General features: G+C 62.6%; 34 protein-coding genes and 1 pseudogene. 4 read left to right on the top strand and 31 right to left on the bottom strand.

Features of this window, described 5'->3' with window-relative positions:
* Positions 1 to 48: 48 nt before the first annotated feature.
* From infA to FXY94_RS05510, 19 genes and pseudogenes are all read right to left on the bottom strand, one after another.
* Positions 49 to 270 (bottom strand): translation initiation factor IF-1, encoded by a 222-nt coding sequence (gene infA / locus FXY94_RS05600; protein WP_016664050.1) that lies wholly within the window; start codon positions 268 to 270, stop codon positions 49 to 51.
* Between the two features lie 176 nt (positions 271 to 446).
* Positions 447 to 1,304, bottom strand: coding sequence for a type I methionyl aminopeptidase (map, locus tag FXY94_RS05595; protein ID WP_016664049.1), 858 nt, complete (start codon positions 1,302 to 1,304; stop codon positions 447 to 449).
* Positions 1,305 to 1,310: 6 nt separating this feature from the next.
* The gene (locus tag FXY94_RS05590; protein ID WP_016664048.1) at positions 1,311 to 1,895 is read right to left on the bottom strand and encodes an adenylate kinase; all 585 of its coding nucleotides are present in this window, start codon (positions 1,893 to 1,895) and stop codon (positions 1,311 to 1,313) included.
* Positions 1,892 to 3,199 carry a preprotein translocase subunit SecY gene (secY, locus tag FXY94_RS05585; protein ID WP_016664047.1) on the bottom strand — a complete coding sequence of 436 codons (1,308 nt, stop codon included), beginning with the start codon at positions 3,197 to 3,199 and terminating at the stop codon, positions 1,892 to 1,894. Before secY ends, FXY94_RS05590 begins: the two co-directional genes overlap by 4 nt.
* Positions 3,200 to 3,356: 157 nt before the next feature.
* A complete protein-coding gene (gene rplO, locus FXY94_RS05580; protein WP_016664046.1) occupies positions 3,357 to 3,809 on the bottom strand; it encodes a 50S ribosomal protein L15 in 453 nt (150 codons plus the stop codon).
* A gap of 3 nt (positions 3,810 to 3,812) precedes the next feature.
* The gene (gene rpmD / locus FXY94_RS05575) at positions 3,813 to 3,995 is read right to left on the bottom strand and encodes a 50S ribosomal protein L30 (protein WP_034372287.1); all 183 of its coding nucleotides are present in this window, start codon (positions 3,993 to 3,995) and stop codon (positions 3,813 to 3,815) included.
* Entirely contained in the window at positions 3,992 to 4,684 is a 693-nt protein-coding gene (gene rpsE / locus FXY94_RS05570; protein WP_016664044.1) for a 30S ribosomal protein S5, read from the bottom strand. The genes rpmD and rpsE overlap by 4 nt, the downstream gene beginning before the upstream one ends.
* A 35-nt stretch (positions 4,685 to 4,719) precedes the next feature.
* A complete protein-coding gene (gene rplR, locus FXY94_RS05565; RefSeq protein WP_016664043.1) occupies positions 4,720 to 5,106 on the bottom strand; it encodes a 50S ribosomal protein L18 in 387 nt (128 codons plus the stop codon).
* Positions 5,107 to 5,108: 2 nt separating this feature from the next.
* Complete coding sequence (rplF, locus tag FXY94_RS05560) at positions 5,109 to 5,651, bottom strand: 50S ribosomal protein L6 (protein WP_016664042.1); 543 nt, start codon at positions 5,649 to 5,651, stop codon at positions 5,109 to 5,111.
* 18 nt (positions 5,652 to 5,669) lie between these two features.
* Entirely contained in the window at positions 5,670 to 6,068 is a 399-nt protein-coding gene (gene rpsH, locus FXY94_RS05555; protein WP_016664041.1) for a 30S ribosomal protein S8, read from the bottom strand.
* A gap of 63 nt (positions 6,069 to 6,131) precedes the next feature.
* The gene (locus FXY94_RS05550; RefSeq protein WP_016664040.1) at positions 6,132 to 6,317 is read right to left on the bottom strand and encodes a type Z 30S ribosomal protein S14; all 186 of its coding nucleotides are present in this window, start codon (positions 6,315 to 6,317) and stop codon (positions 6,132 to 6,134) included.
* A gap of 1 nt (position 6,318) precedes the next feature.
* Positions 6,319 to 6,876, bottom strand: coding sequence for a 50S ribosomal protein L5 (gene rplE, locus FXY94_RS05545; RefSeq protein WP_016664039.1), 558 nt, complete (start codon positions 6,874 to 6,876; stop codon positions 6,319 to 6,321).
* Positions 6,876 to 7,286, bottom strand: a complete 411-nt coding sequence (gene rplX, locus FXY94_RS05540) for a 50S ribosomal protein L24 (protein ID WP_016664038.1) — start codon at positions 7,284 to 7,286, stop codon at positions 6,876 to 6,878. Before rplX ends, rplE begins: the two co-directional genes overlap by 1 nt.
* 1 nt (position 7,287) lies before the next feature.
* Positions 7,288 to 7,656 (bottom strand): 50S ribosomal protein L14, encoded by a 369-nt coding sequence (gene rplN / locus FXY94_RS05535; RefSeq protein WP_016664037.1) that lies wholly within the window; start codon positions 7,654 to 7,656, stop codon positions 7,288 to 7,290.
* Positions 7,657 to 8,128: 472 nt separating this feature from the next.
* Entirely contained in the window at positions 8,129 to 9,040 is a 912-nt protein-coding gene (locus tag FXY94_RS05530; protein WP_016664036.1) for a sensor histidine kinase, read from the bottom strand.
* Positions 9,037 to 9,810, bottom strand: a complete 774-nt coding sequence (locus FXY94_RS05525) for a response regulator transcription factor (RefSeq protein ID WP_016664035.1) — start codon at positions 9,808 to 9,810, stop codon at positions 9,037 to 9,039. The genes FXY94_RS05530 and FXY94_RS05525 overlap by 4 nt, the downstream gene beginning before the upstream one ends.
* Positions 9,800 to 10,330 carry an OmpA/MotB family protein gene (locus FXY94_RS05520; protein ID WP_232049688.1) on the bottom strand — a complete coding sequence of 177 codons (531 nt, stop codon included), beginning with the start codon at positions 10,328 to 10,330 and terminating at the stop codon, positions 9,800 to 9,802. Before FXY94_RS05520 ends, FXY94_RS05525 begins: the two co-directional genes overlap by 11 nt.
* Before the next feature lie 29 nt (positions 10,331 to 10,359).
* Complete coding sequence (locus tag FXY94_RS05515; RefSeq protein WP_016664033.1) at positions 10,360 to 11,067, bottom strand: hypothetical protein; 708 nt, start codon at positions 11,065 to 11,067, stop codon at positions 10,360 to 10,362.
* Between the two features lie 328 nt (positions 11,068 to 11,395).
* Positions 11,396 to 11,506: pseudogene (locus FXY94_RS05510) on the bottom strand (50S ribosomal protein L5); the annotation flags it as partial.
* Here FXY94_RS05510 and FXY94_RS10810 point away from each other — a divergent pair.
* The 3 genes from FXY94_RS10810 to FXY94_RS05500 all read left to right on the top strand — a co-directional run bounded on the left by FXY94_RS10810 (position 11,481) and on the right by FXY94_RS05500 (position 12,522).
* Positions 11,481 to 11,642 (top strand): hypothetical protein, encoded by a 162-nt coding sequence (locus FXY94_RS10810; protein WP_156979624.1) that lies wholly within the window; start codon positions 11,481 to 11,483, stop codon positions 11,640 to 11,642. The pseudogene FXY94_RS05510 and the gene FXY94_RS10810 sit on opposite strands and share 26 nt — an antisense overlap.
* 335 nt (positions 11,643 to 11,977) lie before the next feature.
* Complete coding sequence (locus FXY94_RS05505; RefSeq protein ID WP_040386478.1) at positions 11,978 to 12,379, top strand: hypothetical protein; 402 nt, start codon at positions 11,978 to 11,980, stop codon at positions 12,377 to 12,379.
* Positions 12,376 to 12,522, top strand: coding sequence for a hypothetical protein (locus tag FXY94_RS05500; RefSeq protein ID WP_168161673.1), 147 nt, complete (start codon positions 12,376 to 12,378; stop codon positions 12,520 to 12,522). The genes FXY94_RS05505 and FXY94_RS05500 overlap by 4 nt, the downstream gene beginning before the upstream one ends.
* Positions 12,523 to 12,911: 389 nt before the next feature.
* Here the strand turns inward: FXY94_RS05500 and rpsQ are convergent, their stop codons facing one another.
* From rpsQ to rpsJ, 11 genes are read right to left on the bottom strand one after another with little or no spacing between them, the layout of a single operon-like run.
* The gene (gene rpsQ / locus FXY94_RS05495; protein WP_016664029.1) at positions 12,912 to 13,187 is read right to left on the bottom strand and encodes a 30S ribosomal protein S17; all 276 of its coding nucleotides are present in this window, start codon (positions 13,185 to 13,187) and stop codon (positions 12,912 to 12,914) included.
* A gap of 17 nt (positions 13,188 to 13,204) precedes the next feature.
* Positions 13,205 to 13,438: a 50S ribosomal protein L29 gene (gene rpmC, locus FXY94_RS05490; RefSeq protein WP_016664028.1), complete on the bottom strand. Its 234-nt coding sequence runs from the start codon at positions 13,436 to 13,438 to the stop codon at positions 13,205 to 13,207.
* Complete coding sequence (rplP, locus tag FXY94_RS05485; RefSeq protein WP_016664027.1) at positions 13,438 to 13,857, bottom strand: 50S ribosomal protein L16; 420 nt, start codon at positions 13,855 to 13,857, stop codon at positions 13,438 to 13,440. The genes rpmC and rplP overlap by 1 nt, the downstream gene beginning before the upstream one ends.
* A gap of 5 nt (positions 13,858 to 13,862) precedes the next feature.
* Positions 13,863 to 14,690, bottom strand: coding sequence for a 30S ribosomal protein S3 (gene rpsC / locus FXY94_RS05480; RefSeq protein ID WP_016664026.1), 828 nt, complete (start codon positions 14,688 to 14,690; stop codon positions 13,863 to 13,865).
* Positions 14,690 to 15,055 carry a 50S ribosomal protein L22 gene (gene rplV / locus FXY94_RS05475; RefSeq protein ID WP_016664025.1) on the bottom strand — a complete coding sequence of 122 codons (366 nt, stop codon included), beginning with the start codon at positions 15,053 to 15,055 and terminating at the stop codon, positions 14,690 to 14,692. The genes rpsC and rplV overlap by 1 nt, the downstream gene beginning before the upstream one ends.
* Before the next feature lie 59 nt (positions 15,056 to 15,114).
* Positions 15,115 to 15,396, bottom strand: a complete 282-nt coding sequence (rpsS, locus tag FXY94_RS05470) for a 30S ribosomal protein S19 (protein WP_016664024.1) — start codon at positions 15,394 to 15,396, stop codon at positions 15,115 to 15,117.
* Positions 15,397 to 15,417: 21 nt separating this feature from the next.
* Positions 15,418 to 16,254 (bottom strand): 50S ribosomal protein L2, encoded by an 837-nt coding sequence (gene rplB, locus FXY94_RS05465; protein ID WP_016664023.1) that lies wholly within the window; start codon positions 16,252 to 16,254, stop codon positions 15,418 to 15,420.
* Between the two features lie 46 nt (positions 16,255 to 16,300).
* Positions 16,301 to 16,603, bottom strand: a complete 303-nt coding sequence (gene rplW, locus FXY94_RS05460) for a 50S ribosomal protein L23 (protein WP_016664022.1) — start codon at positions 16,601 to 16,603, stop codon at positions 16,301 to 16,303.
* Entirely contained in the window at positions 16,600 to 17,547 is a 948-nt protein-coding gene (gene rplD, locus FXY94_RS05455; RefSeq protein WP_016664021.1) for a 50S ribosomal protein L4, sunset domain variant, read from the bottom strand. The genes rplW and rplD overlap by 4 nt, the downstream gene beginning before the upstream one ends.
* Positions 17,548 to 17,552: 5 nt before the next feature.
* Positions 17,553 to 18,233, bottom strand: coding sequence for a 50S ribosomal protein L3 (rplC, locus tag FXY94_RS05450; protein ID WP_016664020.1), 681 nt, complete (start codon positions 18,231 to 18,233; stop codon positions 17,553 to 17,555).
* A 13-nt stretch (positions 18,234 to 18,246) separates the two neighbouring features.
* The gene (rpsJ, locus tag FXY94_RS05445; RefSeq protein ID WP_016664019.1) at positions 18,247 to 18,555 is read right to left on the bottom strand and encodes a 30S ribosomal protein S10; all 309 of its coding nucleotides are present in this window, start codon (positions 18,553 to 18,555) and stop codon (positions 18,247 to 18,249) included.
* Between the two features lie 592 nt (positions 18,556 to 19,147).
* Between rpsJ and FXY94_RS05440 the strand changes: the two genes are divergently transcribed.
* On the top strand, positions 19,148 to 20,017 hold the full coding sequence (locus FXY94_RS05440) for a general stress protein (RefSeq protein ID WP_016664018.1): 870 nt from the start codon (positions 19,148 to 19,150) through the stop codon (positions 20,015 to 20,017).
* A 321-nt stretch (positions 20,018 to 20,338) separates the two neighbouring features.
* Here FXY94_RS05440 and tuf read toward each other — a convergent pair whose 3' ends face one another.
* A complete protein-coding gene (gene tuf, locus FXY94_RS05435; protein WP_016664017.1) occupies positions 20,339 to 21,526 on the bottom strand; it encodes an elongation factor Tu in 1,188 nt (395 codons plus the stop codon).
* Positions 21,527 to 21,654 lie beyond the last annotated feature (128 nt).

Genomic DNA, 21,654 nt, shown 5'->3' with positions numbered 1-21,654 from the left:
CAGGCCCTGCGGGCCCGAGAGCGTAGCTGACCGCATGCGCGGCCCGGCTTACTTGTATCGGTAAACGATGCGACCCTTTTCAAGGTCGTACGGGCTGAGCTCGACCACAACGCGATCCTCGGGGAGGATCCTGATGTAGTGCTGGCGCATCTTGCCCGAGATATGCGCGAGTACTTTGTGGCCGTTGTCCAGCTCAACGCGGAAGCGCGCGTTTGCGAGCGCTTCGGTCACGGTGCCCTCGACTTCGATCACGCCGTCTTTTTTCGCCATAGTCTCTACTGTCCCTCTGCCCCTTGCGGGGACTGGTTTCGCATGTGCTACCTTCAAGCGCGCACTTTTCAAGCGGCGAACCGCTTAAATTTTCGGGGTTGCCGAAAGAGCGCACTCGACTGTCAATCGTACACGCGCACGCGGGCCGCGATAAGTGGCTTGGCGCGTGCGATCGCTCACCTTCCGTTGACGGTGTGGTCCGACGGTTCCTCAGCGATCGTCACGCCACGCTTTGCAAGTTCAGCTTTGCCGCCGTCTGCGGCACTGAGCACGAAGATTCCCGTGTCGGTCACCGCGACGGAGTGCTCGAAATGGGCTGCGCGCCCACCCTTTGTCGCCACGACGGTCCACTCGTCGTCGAGGATGTCGAATTCACCGTCGCCTTGGATGAGCATGGGTTCGATGCACAGGGCCATACCGGGCACGATTTTCGGGCCGCGATCGCGCGTGCGGAAGTTCATGACGTCGGGCGGCTCATGCATGGCTCGGCCGATGCCGTGCCCTCCGAATTCCTCGAGGTGCTGGATCCGCTCCCCTGCACAGTCGGCGACGTAGTCTTCGATAGCGGCGCCGATCTCTCCCACGCGGCTCGCGGTGGCAAGCGTCGCGATGCCTTCCCACATCGCGCCCCTGGTTACGTCGACGAGCTCGCGATCGGCTTCGCTTCGCGCCGTGCCCACGATATGGGTGCGGGCGGCGTCGGAGTGCCATCCGTCCACGATGCAGCCAGCATCCACGCTCACCACATCACCGTCGCGAATCACCCGGGTGCCGGGGATCCCGTGCACGATTTCCTCATTCACGCTCACGCACACAGTCGCCGGGAAGCCGTGGTAGCCGAGGAAGTTGGACTTCGCACCGGCTTCGGCAATGACGGCACGAGAGATTTGGTCGATGTCTGCCGTCGTCATACCGCTGCGGAGGTTCTTTTCGATCTCATCGTGGATACGGTCAAGCAGAAGCCCCGCGCGGCGCATTGCCCCGAGCTGTTCGGGGGTTTTGAGGCTCACGCGGGGCTTGCGGCGAAAGGACATCCGGGCTCAGACTCCGAGCGCGACGAGGATATCTGCGGTCACAGCGTCGATATCTTTCATGCCGTCGACGCGCTTGACGAGACCTCGCTTGTCGTAGATATCGATGAGGGGCGTGGTCTGCTCGCTGTAAACGTCGATGCGGCGGCGAATGGTCTCTTCGTTGTCGTCGCTGCGGCCCTGCTCTTTTCCGCGCTGAAGAAGCCGCTGCACGATAGCTTCACTCTCAACGTCGAGGAGAATGACGGCGTCGAGCGCCACGCCGAGCTTCTCGAGAATTCCATCGAGAGCCTCCACCTGCGCCACGGTGCGGGGGTAGCCATCGAGGAGGAAGCCGTTCGCGGCATCATCTTCACCAAGGCGGCTCTCCACCATCTCGTTGGTGACCGAGTCGGGAACGTACTCGCCCTTATCCATGTAGGACTTCGCGAGAACACCAAGCTCAGTTTCATTGGAGACGTTCGCACGGAAAATATCGCCCGTGGAAATGGCGGGGACGCCGAGCTTCTCGACAATGCGCTCCGCTTGCGTGCCCTTGCCGGCACCCGGAGGTCCAACAATGAGGAGGCGGCGGGCCGGAGTGGAGGCGGTCATCGGAGAATCCCTTCGTAGTGATGTTGTTGGAGCTTGGAGCTGATCTGCTTCAAGGTATCGAGGCCAACACCGATGATGATGAGGAGCGAGGTTCCGCCGAACGGGAACTTCTGGTCTGCACCAAGAAGCGCGAACGCGATCAGGGGAACAAGCGCCAAGATACCGAGGTACAGGGAGCCCGCGGAGAGCACGCGGTTGATGACGTACTCGAGGTAGCGCGCTGTTGGGCGGCCCGCACGGATACCGGGAACGAAGCCGCCGTACTTCTTCATGTTGTCTGAGATCTCTTCAGCGTTGAAGGTGATCGACACGTAGAAGAACGCAAAGAACACGATGAGGGCGAAATAGACAAGCGAATATATCCACGAGAAGCCCTGGCCGAGCACGAAGTTGGCGTGGATCCACTGCACCCATCCGGACCTCTGGTCGCCAAACGAGGCTATGAGCTGCGGCAGGGCAAGAAGTGAGGATGCGAAGATAATGGGGATAACGCCGGCCTGGTTCACCTTGATCGGGATGTAGGTCGAGGAGCCGCCCACGAGGCGACGGCCCACCTGGCGTTTGGCGTATTGGACGGGGATGCGGCGCTGCGACTGCTCGACGTAGATCACGGCGATCACGATGATCATGCCGATCAGCATGACGATGGAGAAGGTCATCCACCCCTGGAGCTTCAGGATCTGACCGAACGAGGCGGGAAAGCCCGCGGCGATCGACGTGAAGATCAGCAGGGACATGCCATTGCCCACGCCCTTTTCGGTGATGAGCTCGCCGAGCCACATGATAACGAGGGTGCCGGTCGTCATCGTCAGGATCATGAGGACGAGCATCCACCACGACTGATTGGGCACGAGCGGGAGGTTGCAGCCCGCGAAGAAGGCGCCGCTGCGCACGAGGGTGATCACGGTGGTGGACTGCAGGACCGCGAGGCCGATGGTCATGTACCGCGTGTACTGCGTGAGGGTCGCCTGACCTGCTTGGCCGTCCTTGTGCAGCTCCTCGAACTTGGGGATCACGACGCGTAGCAGCTGCACGATAATCGACGCCGTAATGTATGGCATCACGCCGAGCGCAAAGACGGACATCTGCAAGAGCGCCCCGCCGGAGAACAGGTTCACCATGCCGAGCACACCGCCACCGGCACCGTTCAATGCCTGTTCGGTACACGCAGCGATGTTCGTGTAGTCGAATCCGGGGGTCGGCACGAACACGCCGAAGCGGTAGATGGCGAGCATTCCAAGGACAAACAGCAGCTTGTTCCTGAGCTCAGGGGTTCGGAAGGCGCGCACGAAGGCGTTGTCCACCAGGTTCCTCCTGTCGGGCGGCCCGAGGGGTGGGCCTATCATGCACACGGAGCGCATTTGAACTAGGGGCTATTGGCCTATAAAAACAGGCACCGCGCCTCAAAATATCCTGAGTCGCGGTGCCTGGTCAAAGAAGCACTATGAAAATTGCTTCAACTCACGCCACGGTGATCGAGCCGCCAGCGGCGGTGATCTTCTCCTCGGCCGAAGCCGAGAATTTCTGGGCAGTGATGTCGATCTTCACGGTGATGTCGCCAGAGCCGAGCACCTTGACGGGCTGGTTCTTGCGCACGGCACCCTTCGCGACAAGATCCTCGACGGTGACGGTGCCACCCTCGGGGAACAGCGCTTCGATGGTGTCCAGGTTGATGACCTGGAACTCCACACGGAAGGGGTTCTTGAAGCCACGAAGCTTGGGAAGGCGGCGGTGCATCGGGGTCTGACCACCCTCGAAGCCTGCCTTCACCTGGTAGCGCGCCTTCGTACCCTTGGTACCGCGACCCGAGGTCTTACCCTTCGAGCCTTCACCACGGCCCACGCGAATCTTAGCGGTCTTCGCGCCGGGAGCCGGGCGAAGATCGTGGAGCTTAAGCGGGTTTTCGTTCGCCATGGATCAGTCCACCTCTTCAACCGTCACGAGGTGACGGACGGCATTGATCATGCCGCGAATCTCGGGGCGGTCTTCTTTGACGACGACGTCGCCGATGCGCTTGAGACCGAGGCCTCGCACCGTCGAGCGCTGTGCGTCGTTACCGCCGATTACAGACTTGACCTGAGTAACCTTGAGCTGCATCAGGCACCTACCTTCTCTTCACGCGCCTCGCGAGCCGCTGCGCGACCCTCGGCCTGTGCACGAAGCAGGTAGCCGGGGGCGACGTCCTCGAGGGGAAGGCCGCGGCGAGCTGCCACTGCTTCCGGCTCCTCGAGCTGCTTGAGGGCCTTGACGGTCGCGTGCACGATGTTGATCGTGTTCGAGGAACCGAGCGACTTCGACAGAACGTCGGCGACGCCCGCGCACTCGAGAACCGCACGCACCGGACCACCGGCGATTACACCGGTACCGGGAGCAGCCGGGCGGAGGAAGACAACGCCTGCGGCGTCCTCTCCCTGAACCGGATGCACGATCGTGCCCTGGATGCGGGGAACGCGGAAGAAGTTCTTCTTCGCTTCCTCGACACCCTTCGAGATGGCGGCGGGAACTTCCTTCGCCTTGCCGTAGCCGATGCCAACGGTGCCGTCACCGTCGCCAACCACGACGAGCGCGGTGAAGGCGAAGCGGCGACCGCCCTTGACAACCTTCGACACGCGGTTGATTGCTACCACGCGCTCAAGGAAGGCCGACTTCTCTTCCTGACGACCGCCACGGCCCTCGCCGCGACGCCCGCCCTGGTTGCGGTCATTGCCGCGACCGCGGTTGTTACGATCCTCGTTCTCGCCCCTCCGACCGGAGGCCGCGGGACCATTGTTACGCTGCTCAGCAGCCATGTGAATCCTCTTCTCGTCCTATTTCCGGGGGGTGGTCACAGAGTCAGTCCGGCCTCGCGTGCACCGTCAGCGACGGCGGCCACGCGGCCGTGGTACTTGTTGCCGCCACGGTCGAAGACCACGGCGTCGATACCGGCTTCCTTCGCGCGCTGGGCCACGAGCGAGCCGACCTGCTTGGCCTTCTCGGTCTTCGTGGCTTCCGACGAGCGGAGGTCTGCTTCCATGGTCGATGCCGATGCGAGGGTGATGCCCTTCGTATCGTCGATGACCTGAACGTACATGTGGCGCGCCGAACGGGTCACGGCGAGGCGGGGACGCTCAGCGGTACCCGCAACGCGGCGACGGAGGCGCAGGTGACGACGGCCACGTGCGCGGACGCGGCTCTTGCGGTCACCACGAGTGTGCTTTTCAGCGAAACCCATTATCACTTACCAGCCTTTCCGGCCTTGCGCTTCACGGTCTCGTCGGCGTAGCGCACACCCTTGCCCTTGTACGGCTCGGGCTTACGAATCTTGCGAATCTTCGCGGCGGTCTCGCCGACCAGCTGCTTATCAATGCCCGATACCGAGAACTTCGTGGGGCTCTCCACGTTGAACGTGATGCCCATGGGGGCCTTCACGAGCACGGGGTGGGAGAAGCCGAGCGCGAACTCGAGATCGGTTCCCTTCGCGACGACACGGTAGCCGGTGCCCACGATTTCGAGCTTCTTTTCGAAGCCCTCCGTGACACCCTCAACCATGTTCGCGATGAGAGTGCGTGCAAGGCCGTGGAGGGCCTTGTTCTCACGCTCTTCGTTGGGGCGGCGCACGACGATCGAGCCATCCTCAGCGCGCTCAACGCTGAGAGGCTTCGGAACCTCGTACTGAAGCTCGCCCTTGGGGCCAGCGATCTGGACGTGCTGGCCGTCGATAGTCACACCAGTGACGGAAGCCGGTACGGAAACCGGTCGAAGTCCAATGCGGGACATTACGGTTCTCCTTTCCGGTTACCAGACGTAGGCGAGGACTTCCCCACCCACGCCTTTCTTCGTGGCCTGCTTGTCGGTGAGGAGGCCGGAGGACGTGGACAGGATGGCCACGCCGAGGCCGCCGAGCACCTTGGGCAGGTTGGTGGACTTTGCGTACACGCGAAGGCCGGGCTTCGAGACACGGCGGACGCCCGAGATCGCGCGCTCGCGATCGTCGGTGTACTTGAGTTCGATGACGAGGTTCTTTCCAACCTCGGCTTCTTCCTCGCGCCAGTCCTTGATGTACCCCTCGGCCTTCAGAATCTCCGCGATGCGGGACTTAAGGTTCGAGTACGGCATGGTCACGGAATCGTGGAACGCGGTGTTGGCGTTCCGGATTCGCGTGAGCATGTCCGCGATCGGATCAGTCATTGTCATGTCGAATGCTTCTTTCTCACCGTGGTTTCCCTCGCGTAAAGCGGGGACCTGTGGCGATAGTCCTTACCAGCTGCTCTTGGTGACACCGGGCAGTTCACCGCGGTGGGCCATCTCGCGAAGGCACACGCGGCAAAGGCCGAACTTGCGGTACACCGAGTGCGGGCGACCGCACTTCTGGCACCGGGTGTAGGCGCGCACAGCGAACTTGGGCTTGCGCTGCTGCTTGTTCTTAAGCGCTGTCTTGGCCATATCAGTTCTCCTTGAAGGGGAAGCCGAGCGCACGAAGCAGCGCACGTCCCTCGTCATCGGTCTTGGCGGTGGTCACCACGGTGATGTCCATGCCGCGAACGCGGTCGATCTTGTCCGGATCGATCTCATGGAACATGACCTGTTCGGTGAGACCGAAGGTGTAGTTGCCGTTGCCATCGAACTGCTTCGGCGAAAGGCCGCGGAAGTCGCGGATACGCGGAAGCGCGGTCGAGAGCAGGCGGTCGAGGAACTCCCACATGCGGTTGCCGCGCAGGGTCGTGTGGCAGCCAATGGCCTGGCCCTCACGAAGCTTGAACTGCGCGATCGACTTGCGGGCGCGCGTCACCTGAGGCTTCTGGCCGGTGATCGCGGTGAGATCCGCGATGGCACCGTCGATGACCTTCGAGTCACGTGCGGCATCGCCGACACCCATGTTCACAACGACCTTCGTGAGGCCGGGGATGAGCATCGGGTTGGCGTAGTTGAACTCGCTCTGGAGCGAATCCTTAATTTCTTCGCGGTACTTGGTCTTAAGGCGCGGGGTGGTCGTCTCGGTCATCAGATGTCCTTCCCGGTGCGCTTCGAGTAACGCACACGAATGGTCTTCGTGCGGCCGTCCTCGAGCTCGACCTTCTCTTCACGGAAGCCGACGCGGGTCGGCTTGCCGTCGTCAGCCACGAGGGCGACGTTCGAGATGTGGATCGGGGCTTCGACCTGCTCGATGCCACCAGCCTGGCCGTTGTAGCCGGGCTTGTTGTGGCGGGTGATGCGGTTGACGCCCTCGACGAGCACGCGCTGGGTGTCGGGGAACACCTGGAGCACGCGGCCCTGCTTACCCTTGTCGCCAGCGGCGAGCTCGCCCTTGCCCTTTGCGGCGCGGGTCTCGTTGCGCTTGGCGATTTTGTCTGCGTCGCTCGTGCGACCGGTGATGACCTGAACGAGGTCACCCTTCTTAATCTTCATGCTCATGTCACAGCACCTCCGGTGCCAGCGAGATGATCTTCATGAACCGGCGGTCACGCAGCTCGCGGCCCACGGGGCCGAAGATACGCGTGCCACGCGGCTCGCCGTCGTTCTTGAGGATGACGGCTGCGTTCTCATCGAATCGGATGTATGAACCATCGGCACGACGGCGTTCCTTCGTGGTGCGAACCACGACGGCCTTCACAACATCGCCCTTTTTGACGTTTCCGCCAGGGATTGCATCCTTGACGGTCGCAACGATGGTGTCACCAATGCCGGCGTAACGGCGACCGGAGCCACCGAGAACACGGATGCAGAGGATCTCCTTTGCACCGGTGTTGTCGGCGACCTTGAGTCGCGACTCCTGCTGAATCACTAACGTTCTCCTTGCGTCTCGCCGGTTCTCTCGGCGTTCGCCTCAAGCCTTGCGGAACGGATATCGGACTTGTTTTCCACCGCACTCACGTGGGGCGCAGCGGCTTCCAGTTCCCGGGCATCAAAAAACCCCGAGCCGGACTCAGGCACTGCCGAAAGGCGATGCAAGGTCTCCGACTGGGATGGGTCCCACTTGGGGCCCGAGGACCGGGTCCTGTGCTCAGTGGCGCATCCCGCCAACCTCCCGGTTTTTTGGGTGCGTTCACACAGCAACCCGTCTAGTTTACGGCACGCGGGCACCGAACGTAAGGGGGCGAGGGGCCCTGCGCGTGTGTGCTTGGTCTCGCTGCGTTTGGCACCGCCGGTTCAGCGAGTGCGGGGGCGCCGTTTGTCAGGGTCCGACGGTGGACGGCAAGCGTCGGACCTTCTTTTCATACGTGCCCTTAGCCCGACCCGCTCTTTTTCCAGGTGTTTTACCGCGCGGGCCCCGCAAACGGGAGGGTAAGGCTCACGGATGTCCCTTCGCCATGCCACGACGTGAGGGTCGCAGTGCCTCCATGGCGTTCAACGATCGCTTTAACCATGGGCAACCCGAGGCCCGAGCCCTCGATTCCGCGCACCTCGCTCGCGCGTCCGAGCTCTTCCCATACGAGCGGAAGGTCGTCCGGGGAAATCCCGAGTCCGGTGTCGGCGACCTCGAGCACAATGCCGCTTTCGAGCTGGCGCCCCCGCACTTCGATCGCATCGCCCGGCCGCGAATACTTCACGGCGTTGCTCAAGACGTTAACGAGGCACAGGAAGAGGAGGTCTTCGTCACCGTTGATCGTCGGCAGAGGGCGCGGAGCCGTGGGAAGCGAGACGCGGATCGAGCGTTCGCTCGCACCGGGCACCTCGCGCGCGGTCTCGATGGCATCGTGGACGAGGCGCGAAGGGTCGATCTGCGTAATCTCGAGCTGGGTGTGCTCGACCTCCCCAATTTTGCGCAGGTCGCTCAGAAGGGAGGTGAGGCGGCGTGATTGGGCGTCGATGCTCGAGCGCTGGCGCTCGGACGGTTCGTCGGCAAGCGCCGCTCGAATGCCCTGGATCGGGTTCTTTATTTCGTGGTCGAGTCGGGCGATGAGCCGACGCCGGCTTGCCGTCTGCTCGGCCACTGTTTCGCGCCGCGCCTTGCTCACGGCGTGGCGCGTGTACCACCACGCGCCAAGGGCTGGGAGCACGGCGAGGGTGAGCACCGCGCCAATCGTGAGCGGGAGCCAGGCGAGCGACATAGAGAAGTAGATGTGCCTCGATTCGCCGAGGACGCTCCATACGAGGGACGCCACCACGCCGATCGCGAGGGGAAGCGCGGCGAAAGCCGAGGCGTAGGCAAGTGGGTGTTTCTTCATGAACGTTCGACCTTCTGGGCGAAGCGATAGCCGAGGCTCGGGACTGTCTCGATGTACGTGGGGGAACCGTCGGCGGAACCAATCACGCGGCGAATCTCGGCGATGCGGTGATCAACGGCTCGCGTGGTCACGATCGCATCGAAACCCCACACGGTCTGCAGGAGCCGCTCACGCGTGAACACTTCGCCGGGGTGCGCCATGAGGTACTCGAGGAGCGCGAACGCCCGCGGCGTGAGCTGGTCTTCCTTGCCACCCACGAAGATCCGCCGGGCCGTGCGATCGATGCGCAGCTCACCGGAGGTGAGTGTCGAGGACGTGCTGAGCGGGGCCGAGCCGCGCGAGCTTCGACGCAGAACTGCCCTGATCCGCGCGAGGAGCTCGTGAGGGTCGAACGGCTTATTGAGGTAATCGTCGGCCCCTTCGTCGAGCGCGGACGCACGCTCGAAGCTCTCCCCCACCTGGGTAAGAAGGATGACGGGTAACCATTCATGGCGTTCCCGGATCCGGCGAAGCGCTTCTCGACCGTCCATGACCGGCATCATGACGTCGAGGATGACGAGATCGGGTTCCTCCTCATCGAGCCTCTCGAGTGCCTCGGCACCGTTCGCTGCCATGCGCACATCAAGCCCGCTGCGTGAGAGCACTCCCCCGAGATGCTCGCGAATCGTCTCATCGTCGTCCACGAGCAGGATGCGCTGACGCGCCGGATCGGCCGGCTCCGCTGAACCGGCCGATCCCGACGCGAATGAAGGAGTCTGGCTACCCGTCATAGCGGATCTCCACGCGCCTGTTCTTAGCGCGCCCTTCAGGGTTGTCCTCGTCGCCGTTCTTGTTCGGCTGCACGGGTTTCGTGTCGCCGTGGCCCGCGACCTCGAGCTTGAGGTCAGGGCGGGCCGCGGAGATCGCGTCGGCCACCGCCTGCGCACGCTCCTTAGAGAGCACGTCGTTGCCGCGATGGTACGGAATGTTGTCAGTGTGACCATCGACCTTCACGGTCGCACCCTGCGGAACGTCTTTGACGAGCTCACCGATGCGCTTTTTCGCGGGGTCCGAAAGCTCGTTGGATCCGTAGTCGAAGAGGATGTCCGAGTTCAAGGTGACGACCTTGGTGTTGCCCTCTTGTGTATCGGTGTTGAGGTCTTCAATATTTTGCTCGAGATCGTAAATGTTTTGGTCGAGCGAGTAGATATTGGACTCGTAAGTTCCGATTTGCGACGGTGGCTCGGGGGCGGGCGTTTCGCCGCCATTGTCCGCGAGGGCTGCTGGCCCCGCAGCGAATACGAAAGCCACGGCCGTGAGGCTTACAAGGTGACGCTTTCTCACTTGATTTCGACCCCCTTCGCGACCTCAGTGCCGTCCATAAGACTCACGTCCATCTGCTTGACGTCCGCCGGCGGCGCGGCAAAGGTTGCGAACGCGTACGTGGTTTGACCGGGCATGAGGTCCACGTCTTCCATAGGAGTCATCGCATAGTGCTGGCTATTCGTCGTCGAAAGTGGCGTGTGCTTCTTCAAGTTCACGTTGTCAATAAGGAATGGCTTCCAGATCAGACTCCCATTGAGGAAAAAGAAGTCCTTAGCCTCTTTCGCCGTCGAGTTGAGTGTGAAAGAGACGTAAGCGGTGACCGTATCACCCTCGCGCTTGAGCTGATGAAGATTGACGGTCAATGTTGCGTTCGGATCTTCTTTCACCTCAACAGGACGCTCGGTCGTGAAAATCGGCGCAGGATAGTTCGCCTTATTCTGACCTCCGCTGGCCGGCTTCCCGTTCTCGCCGCCCTGATCGGAACCTGCCGCAGCGCCGCCGTCATCGCTCGCGCCCTGCGCGGGATTCGCGCCGTCGGACCCGCTTCCCTGATCGCCGCCATTGCCGTTGTCTGCCGGGGCTGCCGCGCTCGTCTGTTCCGTGGGCTTCTCATCGCTGCTACCGAGCACGCCGAACGAGCACCCGCTTGCACCGGCAACAAGAAGAGACGCGGCTGCAAGGGCTGCCGCGAGGCGGCGCTTCGTCATCGTGGTCGTCGTCATGGGATTCACTCCTCAAAGTCACGGGAGCCGCTTCTCGCCTCCTCGTTACCTCCACGCTATTGCCCGGATATCGCGGCGGCGTTGCGACGCGGTACCTACTCTGCCATGTCGTGTCGCAGATTTGCGACAACTGTCGTCACGCGTATGACCATCGGTCATCGTAACGCCACGAGGGCGTGAACGCCCGCTCAATAGCGGAAGGGGCCGCCCGCTGAGCAGCGGACGACCCCTTCTCGGAGATCTTTCGGGACTGAGCCCGACAGATTTACTTAGCCTTCTCGATGATTTCGACGAGACGCCAGCGCTTCGAAGCACCCAGCGGGTAAGTCTCCATGATGAGAACGCGGTCGATCTTGTCCTGATCGATCTCATGGAACATGACCTGTTCCGTGAGGCCAAAGGTGTAGTTGCCGTTGCCGTCGAACTCCCTCGGCGACAAGGCCACGGTTCCCACGAAGCTCACCGCCAAGAACAAGAAGACCGGAGAGACGGACACAAAGACCTCAACGTTCACCCTCGTCAAGGAAGATGGAAAGTGGGTCATCTCCGACGGCGGAAACATGTTTGAGAATTAACCCTTTTCCACCGAATGTGGGGCCGGCCGCCTTTGGCCGGCCCTACATTGCCTTGCCAATCCTCGTTGTTGTTCGCGCGTCACACGGGCGAGCTTCTCGCCCGTGACCCCAACCGAAGCCCAAGCCCAAGTTGCGCCCTACCTCCCAATCCCCAAGCCTCCGCAACACATGTTTGCACGTGCAAACTCAAGCGCGTATCTTTGCAACTGTAACGCAGGTCATGCGAAAGGTGCACAATGACCTACCCCCACTACTCCCCTGCACCCCCTCCCCCATACGTCCGCCCCCAAGGTTCCAGTAGGGGCGTTTTTTGTGGCATTTGCGGTTGCCTAAGCTTGCTCAGCCTCGCCGGTATCGCCGCCCTCGTTCTCGTCATCGGCGGTGGAGCGGCCCTCATCCATGGGCCCAAGAACACTGTGGACGACATGTTCGCTGCCATTGAGTCCCAGGATTGTTCGGCATTCACGGGCGCTCTCGAGGATCAAGCGGCTGACAGCGTCGATTGCGAGCGTTTCAAGAAAGCCGCAGCGGAAATCGACCGTCGCGGCGGATTCGACTACGACATCACGCACATCAGCACCGAAAACACCAAGGCCCAGGTGGAGGTCACCACCACACTGCACGACCCAGCCGTGAGCGTCCCCGAGACAGACCACGTCTTCGACCTCGAGCTCCAGGATGGCGAATGGAAGATCACTGGAAGCAAGAGCAGCAACAACAGCTGGAAGATGCCGTGACAGCGAAGCCCAAGGCCGCCATTATCCTCACCGCGTGCACCGCCCTCGTTATCGCTGGGCTTTGTGCCGGAACCCTCACATTGTGGCTGCTGCTCACCCCGGACAGCGAAGAAGACACAATCAAGGAATCCGCTCATGCATGAGCCATGAGCGTCCGGCAAGATTCGTGCCCCGGGTTGAAGGCAACCGTCGGCCCCGCTTCCCGCACAGCTGCAGCGAACTCCAGAAGCCGCTCATTGCACCACCCCGCCCCCGAATGCCCGAAGACGGACGCGTTGCGGGTATCGATGTTCGCGGCAGGATTGCCCGGGTCCAGTACGAGTACGGCGACGCGGCACATATGGGCTTCACGCCCGAACTCACCGGGTCCCTCACGTTGGCAAAGCAGGCCGACGGCAGCTGGCGCGTCACGAACCTCGAACGTGGGAAGCACTCGCAACCCACACCACGAAGGCACAAAAGAGAGGCCGGGGTGGATCCGCATTGCGGGTCCACCCCGGCCTCTCTATGTTCAGGCGAACCTGAGAACGGCTTACTTAGCCTTCTCGAGAATCTCCACCAGACGCCAGCGCTTGGAAGCGCTCAGCGGGCGGGTTTCCATGATGCGAACAAGATCGCCGACACCGGCGGTGTTCTCCTCATCGTGGGCCTTGAACTTCTTGTGCTTCTTCATAACCTTGCCGTACAGCGAGTGCTTCACGCGCTCCTCGACCTCGACGACGATGGTCTTATCCATCTTGTCGGAGACGACGTAGCCGCGCTGAGTCTTGCGGTACGGACGCTCTTCAGCGACCTGATTTTCGTTCATTACCTAACCTCGCTCGTTCACTCGGCCGAACCGGGGGCCTGGCGGATCCCCAACTCGCGCTCGCGCAGGATCGTGTAGATCCGTGCGATGTCCTTCTTGACCGAACGCAAGCGAGCGCTCGACTCGAGCTGACCGGTCGCGCCCTGGAAACGGAGCTTGAAAAGCTCGTCCTTGGCCTTCGCGAGTTCTTCGGTGAGCTTCGCGTCATCGAGCTTGTTGAGCTCGTCAGCGGTAAGCTTCGTGGCTGCCATCAGATGTCACCACCCTCTCGGCTGAGGATTCGGCACTTCATGGGGAGCTTGTGCATGGCAAGGCGCAGTGCCTCGCGTGCAGTCGGCTCATCGACACCGGCAACCTCAAACATGACGCGGCCGGGCTTGACGTTCGCTACCCAGAACTCCACCGAACCCTTACCGGAGCCCATGCGGACCTCGGCAGGCTTCTTCGTGAGGGGGCGATCGGGGTAGATGTTGATGTACACCTTGCCGCCACGCTTCATGTAGCGCGTCATGGCGATACGTGCGGCCTCAATCTGACGGTTGGTGACGTAGGCGGGCTCGAGAGCCTGGATACCGTAGTCGCCGAACGCGAGATCGAAGCCACCCTTGGCCATACCGGTACGGGTGGGGCGATGCTGCTTGCGGTGCTTGGTCCTACGCGGAATCAGCATTGGACTCAGGCCTCCGTTCCCTTATCGGCCGGAGCGGCAGCGGGAGCCTCGGTGGCGGCCTGAGCCTGAGCCGAAGCTTCCGCCTTCTCACGGCGGGCGGCGTTGCGCTCGTTGCGGCGGCCACGGGGGCGCTCAGCGCGCGGACCACGGCCCTGGCGCGGAGCCTGGGCGGCCTGCTGTGCAGCGAGTTCCTTGGACGTGATGTCGCCCTTGTAGATCCACACCTTCACGCCAATGCGGCCGAATGCGGTGCGGGCCTCGTAGAAGCCGTAGTCGATGTTCGCGCGAAGCGTGTGCAGGGGCACGCGGCCTTCACGGTAGAACTCGCTGCGGCTCATTTCGGCGCCACCGAGGCGGCCCGAAACGGCGACACGGATACCCTTCGCGCCAGCACGCTGCGCGGACTGAATGCCCTTGCGCATAGCGCGGCGGAAGGACACGCGGCTCGCGAGCTGCTCGGCGATGCCCTGAGCAACGAGCTGCGCGTCTGCCTCGGGGTTCTTGACCTCGAGGATGTTGAGCTGAATCTGCTTGCCCGTCAGCTTCTCGAGCTGACCGCGGAGACGCTCGGCCTCCGCGCCACGGCGACCGATCACGATGCCGGGGCGTGCGGTGTGCAGATCAACGCGAACGCGATCGCGGGTGCGCTCGATCTCGACCTTCGACACGCCAGCGCGCTCGAGCCCCTCGGAAAGGAGCTTGCGGATGGCGACGTCTTCCTTCACGTAGTCGCGGTAGCGCTGACCTTCCTTCGTGGAGTCGGCGAACCAGCGGCTCGTGTGGTCGGTCGTAATACCGAGACGGAACCCGTTGGGATTGACCTTCTGGCCCACTAGCGGGTCTCCTTCTTCTTCGACGGGGCAACAACCACGGTGATGTGGCTGGTGCGCTTCTTGATCTGGAATGCGCGACCCTGAGCGCGCGGCTGGAACCGCTTCATGGTCGGGCCTTCGTCGACGAATGCAGCGGACACGACGAGATCCTGCTCATCGAAACGCTCCCCTGCTTGATCTGCCTTCACGCGGGCGTTGGCGATCGCGGACTTTACGAGCTTCGAGACGGGCTCGCTGGCGGCCTGCGGTGCGAACCGCAGAATCTCCAGTGCTTCACCCGTGCTCTTACCACGAATAAGGTCAACGACGCGCCGGGCCTTCATGGGCGAAATACGGATGAACCGCACCTGCGCCTTGGCTTCCATTGCTGTCCTGCTTTCTTTAGTGAATAGCGAGGGAAATCATCACTTCGCCACGTGGGCGATCAGCGACGACGTCCCTTCTTGTCGTCCTTGTCATGGCTGCGGAAAGTGCGCGTGGGAGCGAACTCGCCGAGCTTGTGGCCAACCATCGACTCGGTGACGAACACCGAGACGTGCTTGCGGCCATCGTGCACTGCGAAAGTGTGGCCGAGGAAGTCCGGCGTAATGACCGAACGGCGCGACCAGGTCTTGATGACATTCTTGGTACCGGCTTCGTTCTGAGCGTCGACCTTCTTCTGAAGGTGATCGTCAACGAAGGGGCCCTTAGCAATACTGCGTGGCATAACTGTTTATCCCTCGTCCTATCAGCGCTTTTTGCCGGTACGGCGGCGGCGCACGATGAGCTTGTCGCTTTCCTTGTTCGGCTTGCGGGTACGGCCTTCCGGCTGGCCCCAAGGCGAAACGGGATGACGACCGCCCGACGTGCGGCCCTCACCACCACCATGCGGGTGGTCCACGGGGTTCATCACAACACCACGGACGTGCGGGCGCTTGCCCTTCCAGCGCATACGGCCGGCCTTGCCCCAGTTGATGTTGGCTTGTTCGGCGTTGCCCACCTCACCGATGGTCGCGCGGCAGCGCGCATCGACGTTGCGGATTTCGCCGGACGGCATACGAAGCTGGGCGTACTTGCCTTCCCTCGCGACGAGCTGCACGGAGGCACCCGCCGAGCGGGCGATCTTCGCGCCGCCACCGGGGCGGAGCTCGATTGCGTGCACAACGGTACCCACGGGGATGTTGCGCAGCGGAAGGTTGTTGCCGGGCTTGATGTCGGCGCTCGGGCCGCTTTCGAGCACGTCACCCTGGCGAAGCTTCGCCGGGGCGAGGATGTAGCGCTTCTCGCCGTCCAGGTAGTGGAGCAGAGCGATGCGAGCGGTACGGTTCGGGTCGTACTCGATGTGGGCGACCTTGGCGTTGATGCCGTCCTTGTCGTGACGACGGAAGTCGATCACGCGGTAGGCACGCTTGTGGCCACCGCCGCGGTGACGCGAGGTCACGCGGCCCTTGTTGTTACGGCCACCCGTCTTGGACAGGGGGCGGACCAGCGACTTCTCCGGCTCACTACGAGTGATCTCGACGAAGTCGGCGACGCTCGAGCCGCGGCGGCTCGGCGAGGTCGGCTTGTTCTTACGAATTCCCATCGTGGGTTTCCTCAGACTCTCTCGTTTGTCTTCGGGTCACGACCGCTCAGGCGGTCGCGCCTCCGAAGATGTCGATGGATCCGTCCTTGAGGGTGACAATGGCGCGCTTGGTGTCGTTGCGCTTGCCAATGCCGAAACGCGTGCGACGCGTCTTGCCCTGACGGTTGATGGTGTTCACCGAAGCAACCTTGACGTCGAAGATCTCCTCGACGGCAAGCTTGATTTCGGTCTTGTTTGCGCGGCGATCGACGAGGAAGACGTACTTCCCTTCGTCCATCTGGCCGTAGGACTTCTCGGTGAGGACCGGCGCGAAGAGAATGTCGCGCGGGTTCTTGTTAATCGAGGTCACTTGGCTTCCTCCTCATCGGCCGGGCGAACAGCGTTCACGAAGCCGGCAGCTTCCGCTGCTTCGGGCGTCGCGAACCAGACCTCAGCCTTAGTGCGGCCGTACCACGGCGAATCCTCGGTGTGGTACTTCATGGAGTTGCTGTTGCCCTTGATGGTGAAACCTTCGGGGGCCTTGCCACCGTCGAGCGGAAGGGCGCTGCCTTCGCCGTAGGGAGCCTCAACAGCCGCAGCTTCGCTCTTCACCTCAGCCGTGGCGGCCGCCTTGGGGGTTGCCGCAGCCTCGGGCTGCGCGGGAGCCTTCACAGCGGCGAGAGTCGCGCCTGCCACGAAGTCCTCGAGCGCACCTTCGGTGAAGACGACATGGTCGGATGCCATGACGTCGTAGGTGTTGAGCTGATCGGCGAACAGCACGTGCGCGTTAGCGAGGTTGCGCGAGCTGAGCGCGCCGACCTCGTCGTCGCGCCGAACAACCAGGAGGAAGTTCGAGCTGTCCGAGACGGTAGCGATGGTCTTCGCCACAAGCTTCGTCGAGGGCTTGTCGCCGTCGAGAAGCGCGGTGAAAACGTGGATGCGGCCGAAACGGGCGCGATCCGAAAGGGCACCGCGGAGCGCAGCAGCCTTCATCTTCTTGGGCACACGCTGCGTGTAGTCGCGCGGAACCGGGCCGTGAACGACGCCACCGCCGGTCCACTGAGGTGCGCGGATCGAGCCCTGGCGAGCGCGACCGGTACCCTTCTGCTTCCACGGCTTACGGCCGCCGCCGCTAACCTCGCCGCGAGTCTTGGCCTTGTGCGTGCCCTGACGCGCAGCGTTGAGCTGAGCGGTCACGACCTGGTGGATAAGCGCCACGTTGGTCTGAACATCGAAGATGTGAGCGGGCAGCTCGGCAGTGCCGGTCTTCTTTCCTGCGGGGTCGAGAACGTCGACCGTCAGGTTGTTAGCCATGAAAATCAGGCTCCCTTCTTCGGACCCTTGACGGCCGAGCGAACCAGAACGATGCCACCCTTGGGGCCGGGAACGGCACCCTTGATGAGCACGAGGTTCTTCTCGGCGTCCACCGCCTGAACGGTGAGGTTCTGGACGCTATTGCGGTTACCGCCCATGCGGCCCGCCATGCGCATGCCCTTGAACACGCGAGCGGGGGTCGAAGCGCCACCGATCGAGCCGGGCTTGCGGTGGTTGCGGTGCTGACCGTGCGAGGCGCTCACACCGGCGAAGCCGTGACGCTTCATGACACCAGCGTTGCCCTTACCCTTGGTCGTGCCAACGACGTCGACCTTCTGGCCGGCCTCGAAGATCGAAGCGTCGATCTCCTGGCCGAGCTCGTACTCCGCGGCGTCGTTCGTGCGGAGCTCAACGAGGTGACGGCGCGGCGTCACCCCGGCCTTCTCGAAGTGACCCTTGAGGGGCTTCGTCACCTTACGGGGATCGATCGCGCCGTACGCGATCTGGACAGCGTCGTAGCCGTCAACGTCCTGCGAGCGGACCTGCGTGACGACACACGGGCCGGCCTGAACCACGGTCACGGGGACGATGTTGCCGTCCTCGTCCCACACCTGGGTCATGCCAAGCTTGGTGCCGAGCACGCCGTTGATGACGCGATCGCGCTGCCCTGTCAGTTCGTTACTCATGTGTTCCGATACCTCAGAGCTTGATCTCGATGTTGACGTCCGCAGGCAGGTCGAGGCGCATCAGCGAATCCACAGCCTTGGGCGTGGGGTCGACGATGTCGATGAGGCGCTTGTGGGTGCGCATCTCGAACTGCTCACGGGAATCCTTGTACTTGTGCGGCGACTTGATCACAACGAAAACGTTCTTCTCAGTCGGCAGCGGCACCGGGCCCACGACCGTTGCACCAGCGCGGCTGACAGTGTCGACGATTTTGCGCGCCGAGCTGTCAATCACCTCGTGGTCATACGACTTGAGCCGGATGCGGATCTTCTGTCCCGCCATAGCCTAGGTCTATCTCTTTCTCTAAAACCGCTCTTACATGGAGTGGGCCAGACCGACACCCGCGGTCGGGTGTGTCGCTCTTGCGAGGCGCAAAAAGGCCGCGCGAAACCCTTGTCCTTGCGACTTTTCCCTCGAACGATGCGCCCTCAGCGGAGTATCCACACTGTTCGCATCCTTGGGCTGAGCGTCATCCGGTGGTCATTCCCAGAGACGGGGAACGGAACCGGGCATGGCCGCTCGCGCAAGCAACTCATCTAGTTTGCCACGTATCGCAAACGCGCACCAGGGGTCGTGGCGTGGAACGCCTCACAAGCATTCACCGTCGGACATCGACCGTCGGACTCCCCCACCGCGCGCTCTCGCGCTCTGCCGCAGGCTCTCACCCTCGCGTCCTCACACCCTGCCGCAAGCTCACACCGTCGGACTCTCCCGCCGCGCACTCTCGCGCCCTCGCACTCTGCCGCAAACTCGCACCCCCGCGCGCTGCCAAGCTCTCACCTTCGCGCAGGCTCCAGCGCCATGCCACAGCCTCCAGCGCCGGGCGCCTCACTGTTTCGAACAGACGCGCAGGTGAGCATCCTAGAGTGGGCCCATGAGCCAACAGCCGCACAGCCCGCTCCAATCGCAGGCATTTTCACTCGAATTTCCGCAATCGCTCGGCACATATAAGGAGTATGCCGACGTTCAGCGCATGGTCGACATCCTCGCCGACGCCGGTTTTCCAGTACAGAACACCCTCATTGTGGGAACCGACCTGCGCCTCATCGAGCGCGTGACCGGACGCAAGACCTGGGGCCGAGTCATCCTTGGAGGCGCGCTCAGCGGCATGTGGATGGGACTTTTCGTGGGCCTGCTGTTCAGCATGCTTTCCTCGAACTGGCTTTCGACGATCCTCAGCTCCGTTCTCCTCGGCGCCGTGTTCTTCACGGTCTGGGCGGTAATTGGGCACGCCATGAGCGGTGGTCAACGCGACTTCACGTCCATGACCGCAACGGTCCCCATGCACTACGAGCTCCTCGTCGAGCACCGCAACGTCATGGACGCGCGCCGCATCCTCACCGGCGCAGGCATCCGCCTCGGCGACGGCGCCTTTGGGGGCAGCGGCTATGGTGACTCCGCAAAGAATCGACCGACAGGGCCCGGCACACAGTCGCCTGGCACTCAATCGCCTGGCACGCAACCTCTTGGTTCGCCCAGCTACGGCGCGGACGGTCCGTCGTCTGCCCGCTCCAATCGACCCCAGTACGGGCAAAGCGCACCTGAGAGCCGGGATCCGATGGAACCGGCACAAGGTTCGATGGCGTCAGGGGCCACCCGCGACGATGCTCACAGCTTCGGCGATTCCACTTCGCTGAAGAGCGACGATGCCGAAGCTCCGAAGCGACCAACATTCGGGTTGCCGTCGGACCCTGATTCCGCGCGCGGCACCCACGGCGATGACGAGCCGCACCCGCGCGGTTAGACGGAACTGACCTCGGCAGAGCACCGAGCACCCCGACCACCCGGCACCCCGACCCCACCTTCTTCTGAACCAGCAAACTAACCCCAACGTTTGCGGCGGTATCACGCCCAATTCCGCCACAAACGTTGGGTACAGATCCGCGGAAGGGATTCCAGCCCGCCCCGAGCACGAAAGGGACTCCACCCCGCCCCGAGCAGCCGTAGCACCCCGTGGACCTCGGGCGCCCCAACCCTTCTCCCCCTCCCCGCAACGCAAAGAGAGGCGCCCCGGACGAATCCGGAGCGCCTCTTCTCTTAACTCTGCAGGCTATGCAGCGCTAGATCACTTGATGATCTTGGTAACGCGGCCCGAGCCAACGGTGCGGCCACCCTCACGGATAGCGAAGCCGAGGCCCTCTTCCATAGCGATCGGCTGGATGAGCTCAACGGTCATCTCGGTCGAGTCGCCAGGCATGACCATCTCGGTGCCCTCGGGGAGGGTGATAACGCCGGTCACGTCCGTGGTACGGAAGTAGAACTGCGGGCGGTAGTTCGAGTAGAACGGGTTGTGGCGGCCACCCTCGTCCTTCGAGAGGATGTAGACCTGAGCCTCGAAGTCGGTGTGCGGGGTGATCGAGCCCGGCTTCACAACAACCTGGCCACGCTCAACGTCTTCACGCTTGGTGCCACGGAGGAGGAGGCCACAGTTCTCGCCTGCCCAAGCCTCGTCCATCTGCTTGTGGAACATCTCGATACCGGTAACGGTGGTCTTCTGAGCCTCGCGGATACCCACGATCTCGATTTCCGAGTTGATGGCAAGCTTGCCACGCTCGACTTTACCGGTCACAACGGTGCCACGGCCGGTGATGGTGAAGACGTCCTCGATCGGCATGAGGAACGGCTTGTCCATGTCGCGAACCGGATCCGGGATCGACTCGTCGACGGCAGCCATGAGGTCCTGAACCGACTTGACCCACTTCTCGTCGCCTTCGAGCGCCTTGAACGCCGAAACGCGAACGACGGGAGCGTCCTCGTCGAACTCCTGCGAAGCGAGGAGCTCACGGACCTCCATCTCGACGAGCTCGAGGATTTCCTCATCGTCGACCATGTCGCACTTGTTGAGTGCAACGAGAAGGTAGGGAACGCCAACCTGGCGAGCAAGAAGAACGTGCTCGCGGGTCTGAGCCATCGGGCCGTCGGTGGCGGCAACCACGAGGATTGCGCCGTCCATCTGCGCAGCGCCGGTAATCATGTTCTTGATGTAGTCGGCGTGGCCCGGAGCGTCGACGTGAGCGTAGTGGCGCTTGTCGGTCTGGTACTCAATGTGGGAGATGTTGATCGTGATGCCGCGCTGCTTTTCCTCAGGGGCATTGTCGATCGTATCGAAGTTGCGCTGCTCGTTGAGGTCAGGGTACTGGTCGTACAGAACCTTCGAGATGGCAGCGGTAAGCGTGGTCTTGCCGTGGTCAACGTGACCGATGGTGCCGATGTTGACGTGCGGCTTAGTACGCTCGAACTTGGCCTTAGCCATAGTGTGTCCTCCTAGGACTTTGGTTGGGTGTACTTCTATTGAACGGGTGGGGCGCCCCCCGGAAGGGGGCGACCCAAGCGGTCCGAGAATCAGCGAACAGATCTACTCTACCCGCAAATCCTCGTAAG

Source organism: Dermabacter jinjuensis (assembly GCF_902381725.1).
Taxonomy (GTDB): domain Bacteria; phylum Actinomycetota; class Actinomycetes; order Actinomycetales; family Dermabacteraceae; genus Dermabacter; species Dermabacter hominis.
This window is presented reverse-complemented; position numbering and strand designations above follow the sequence as displayed.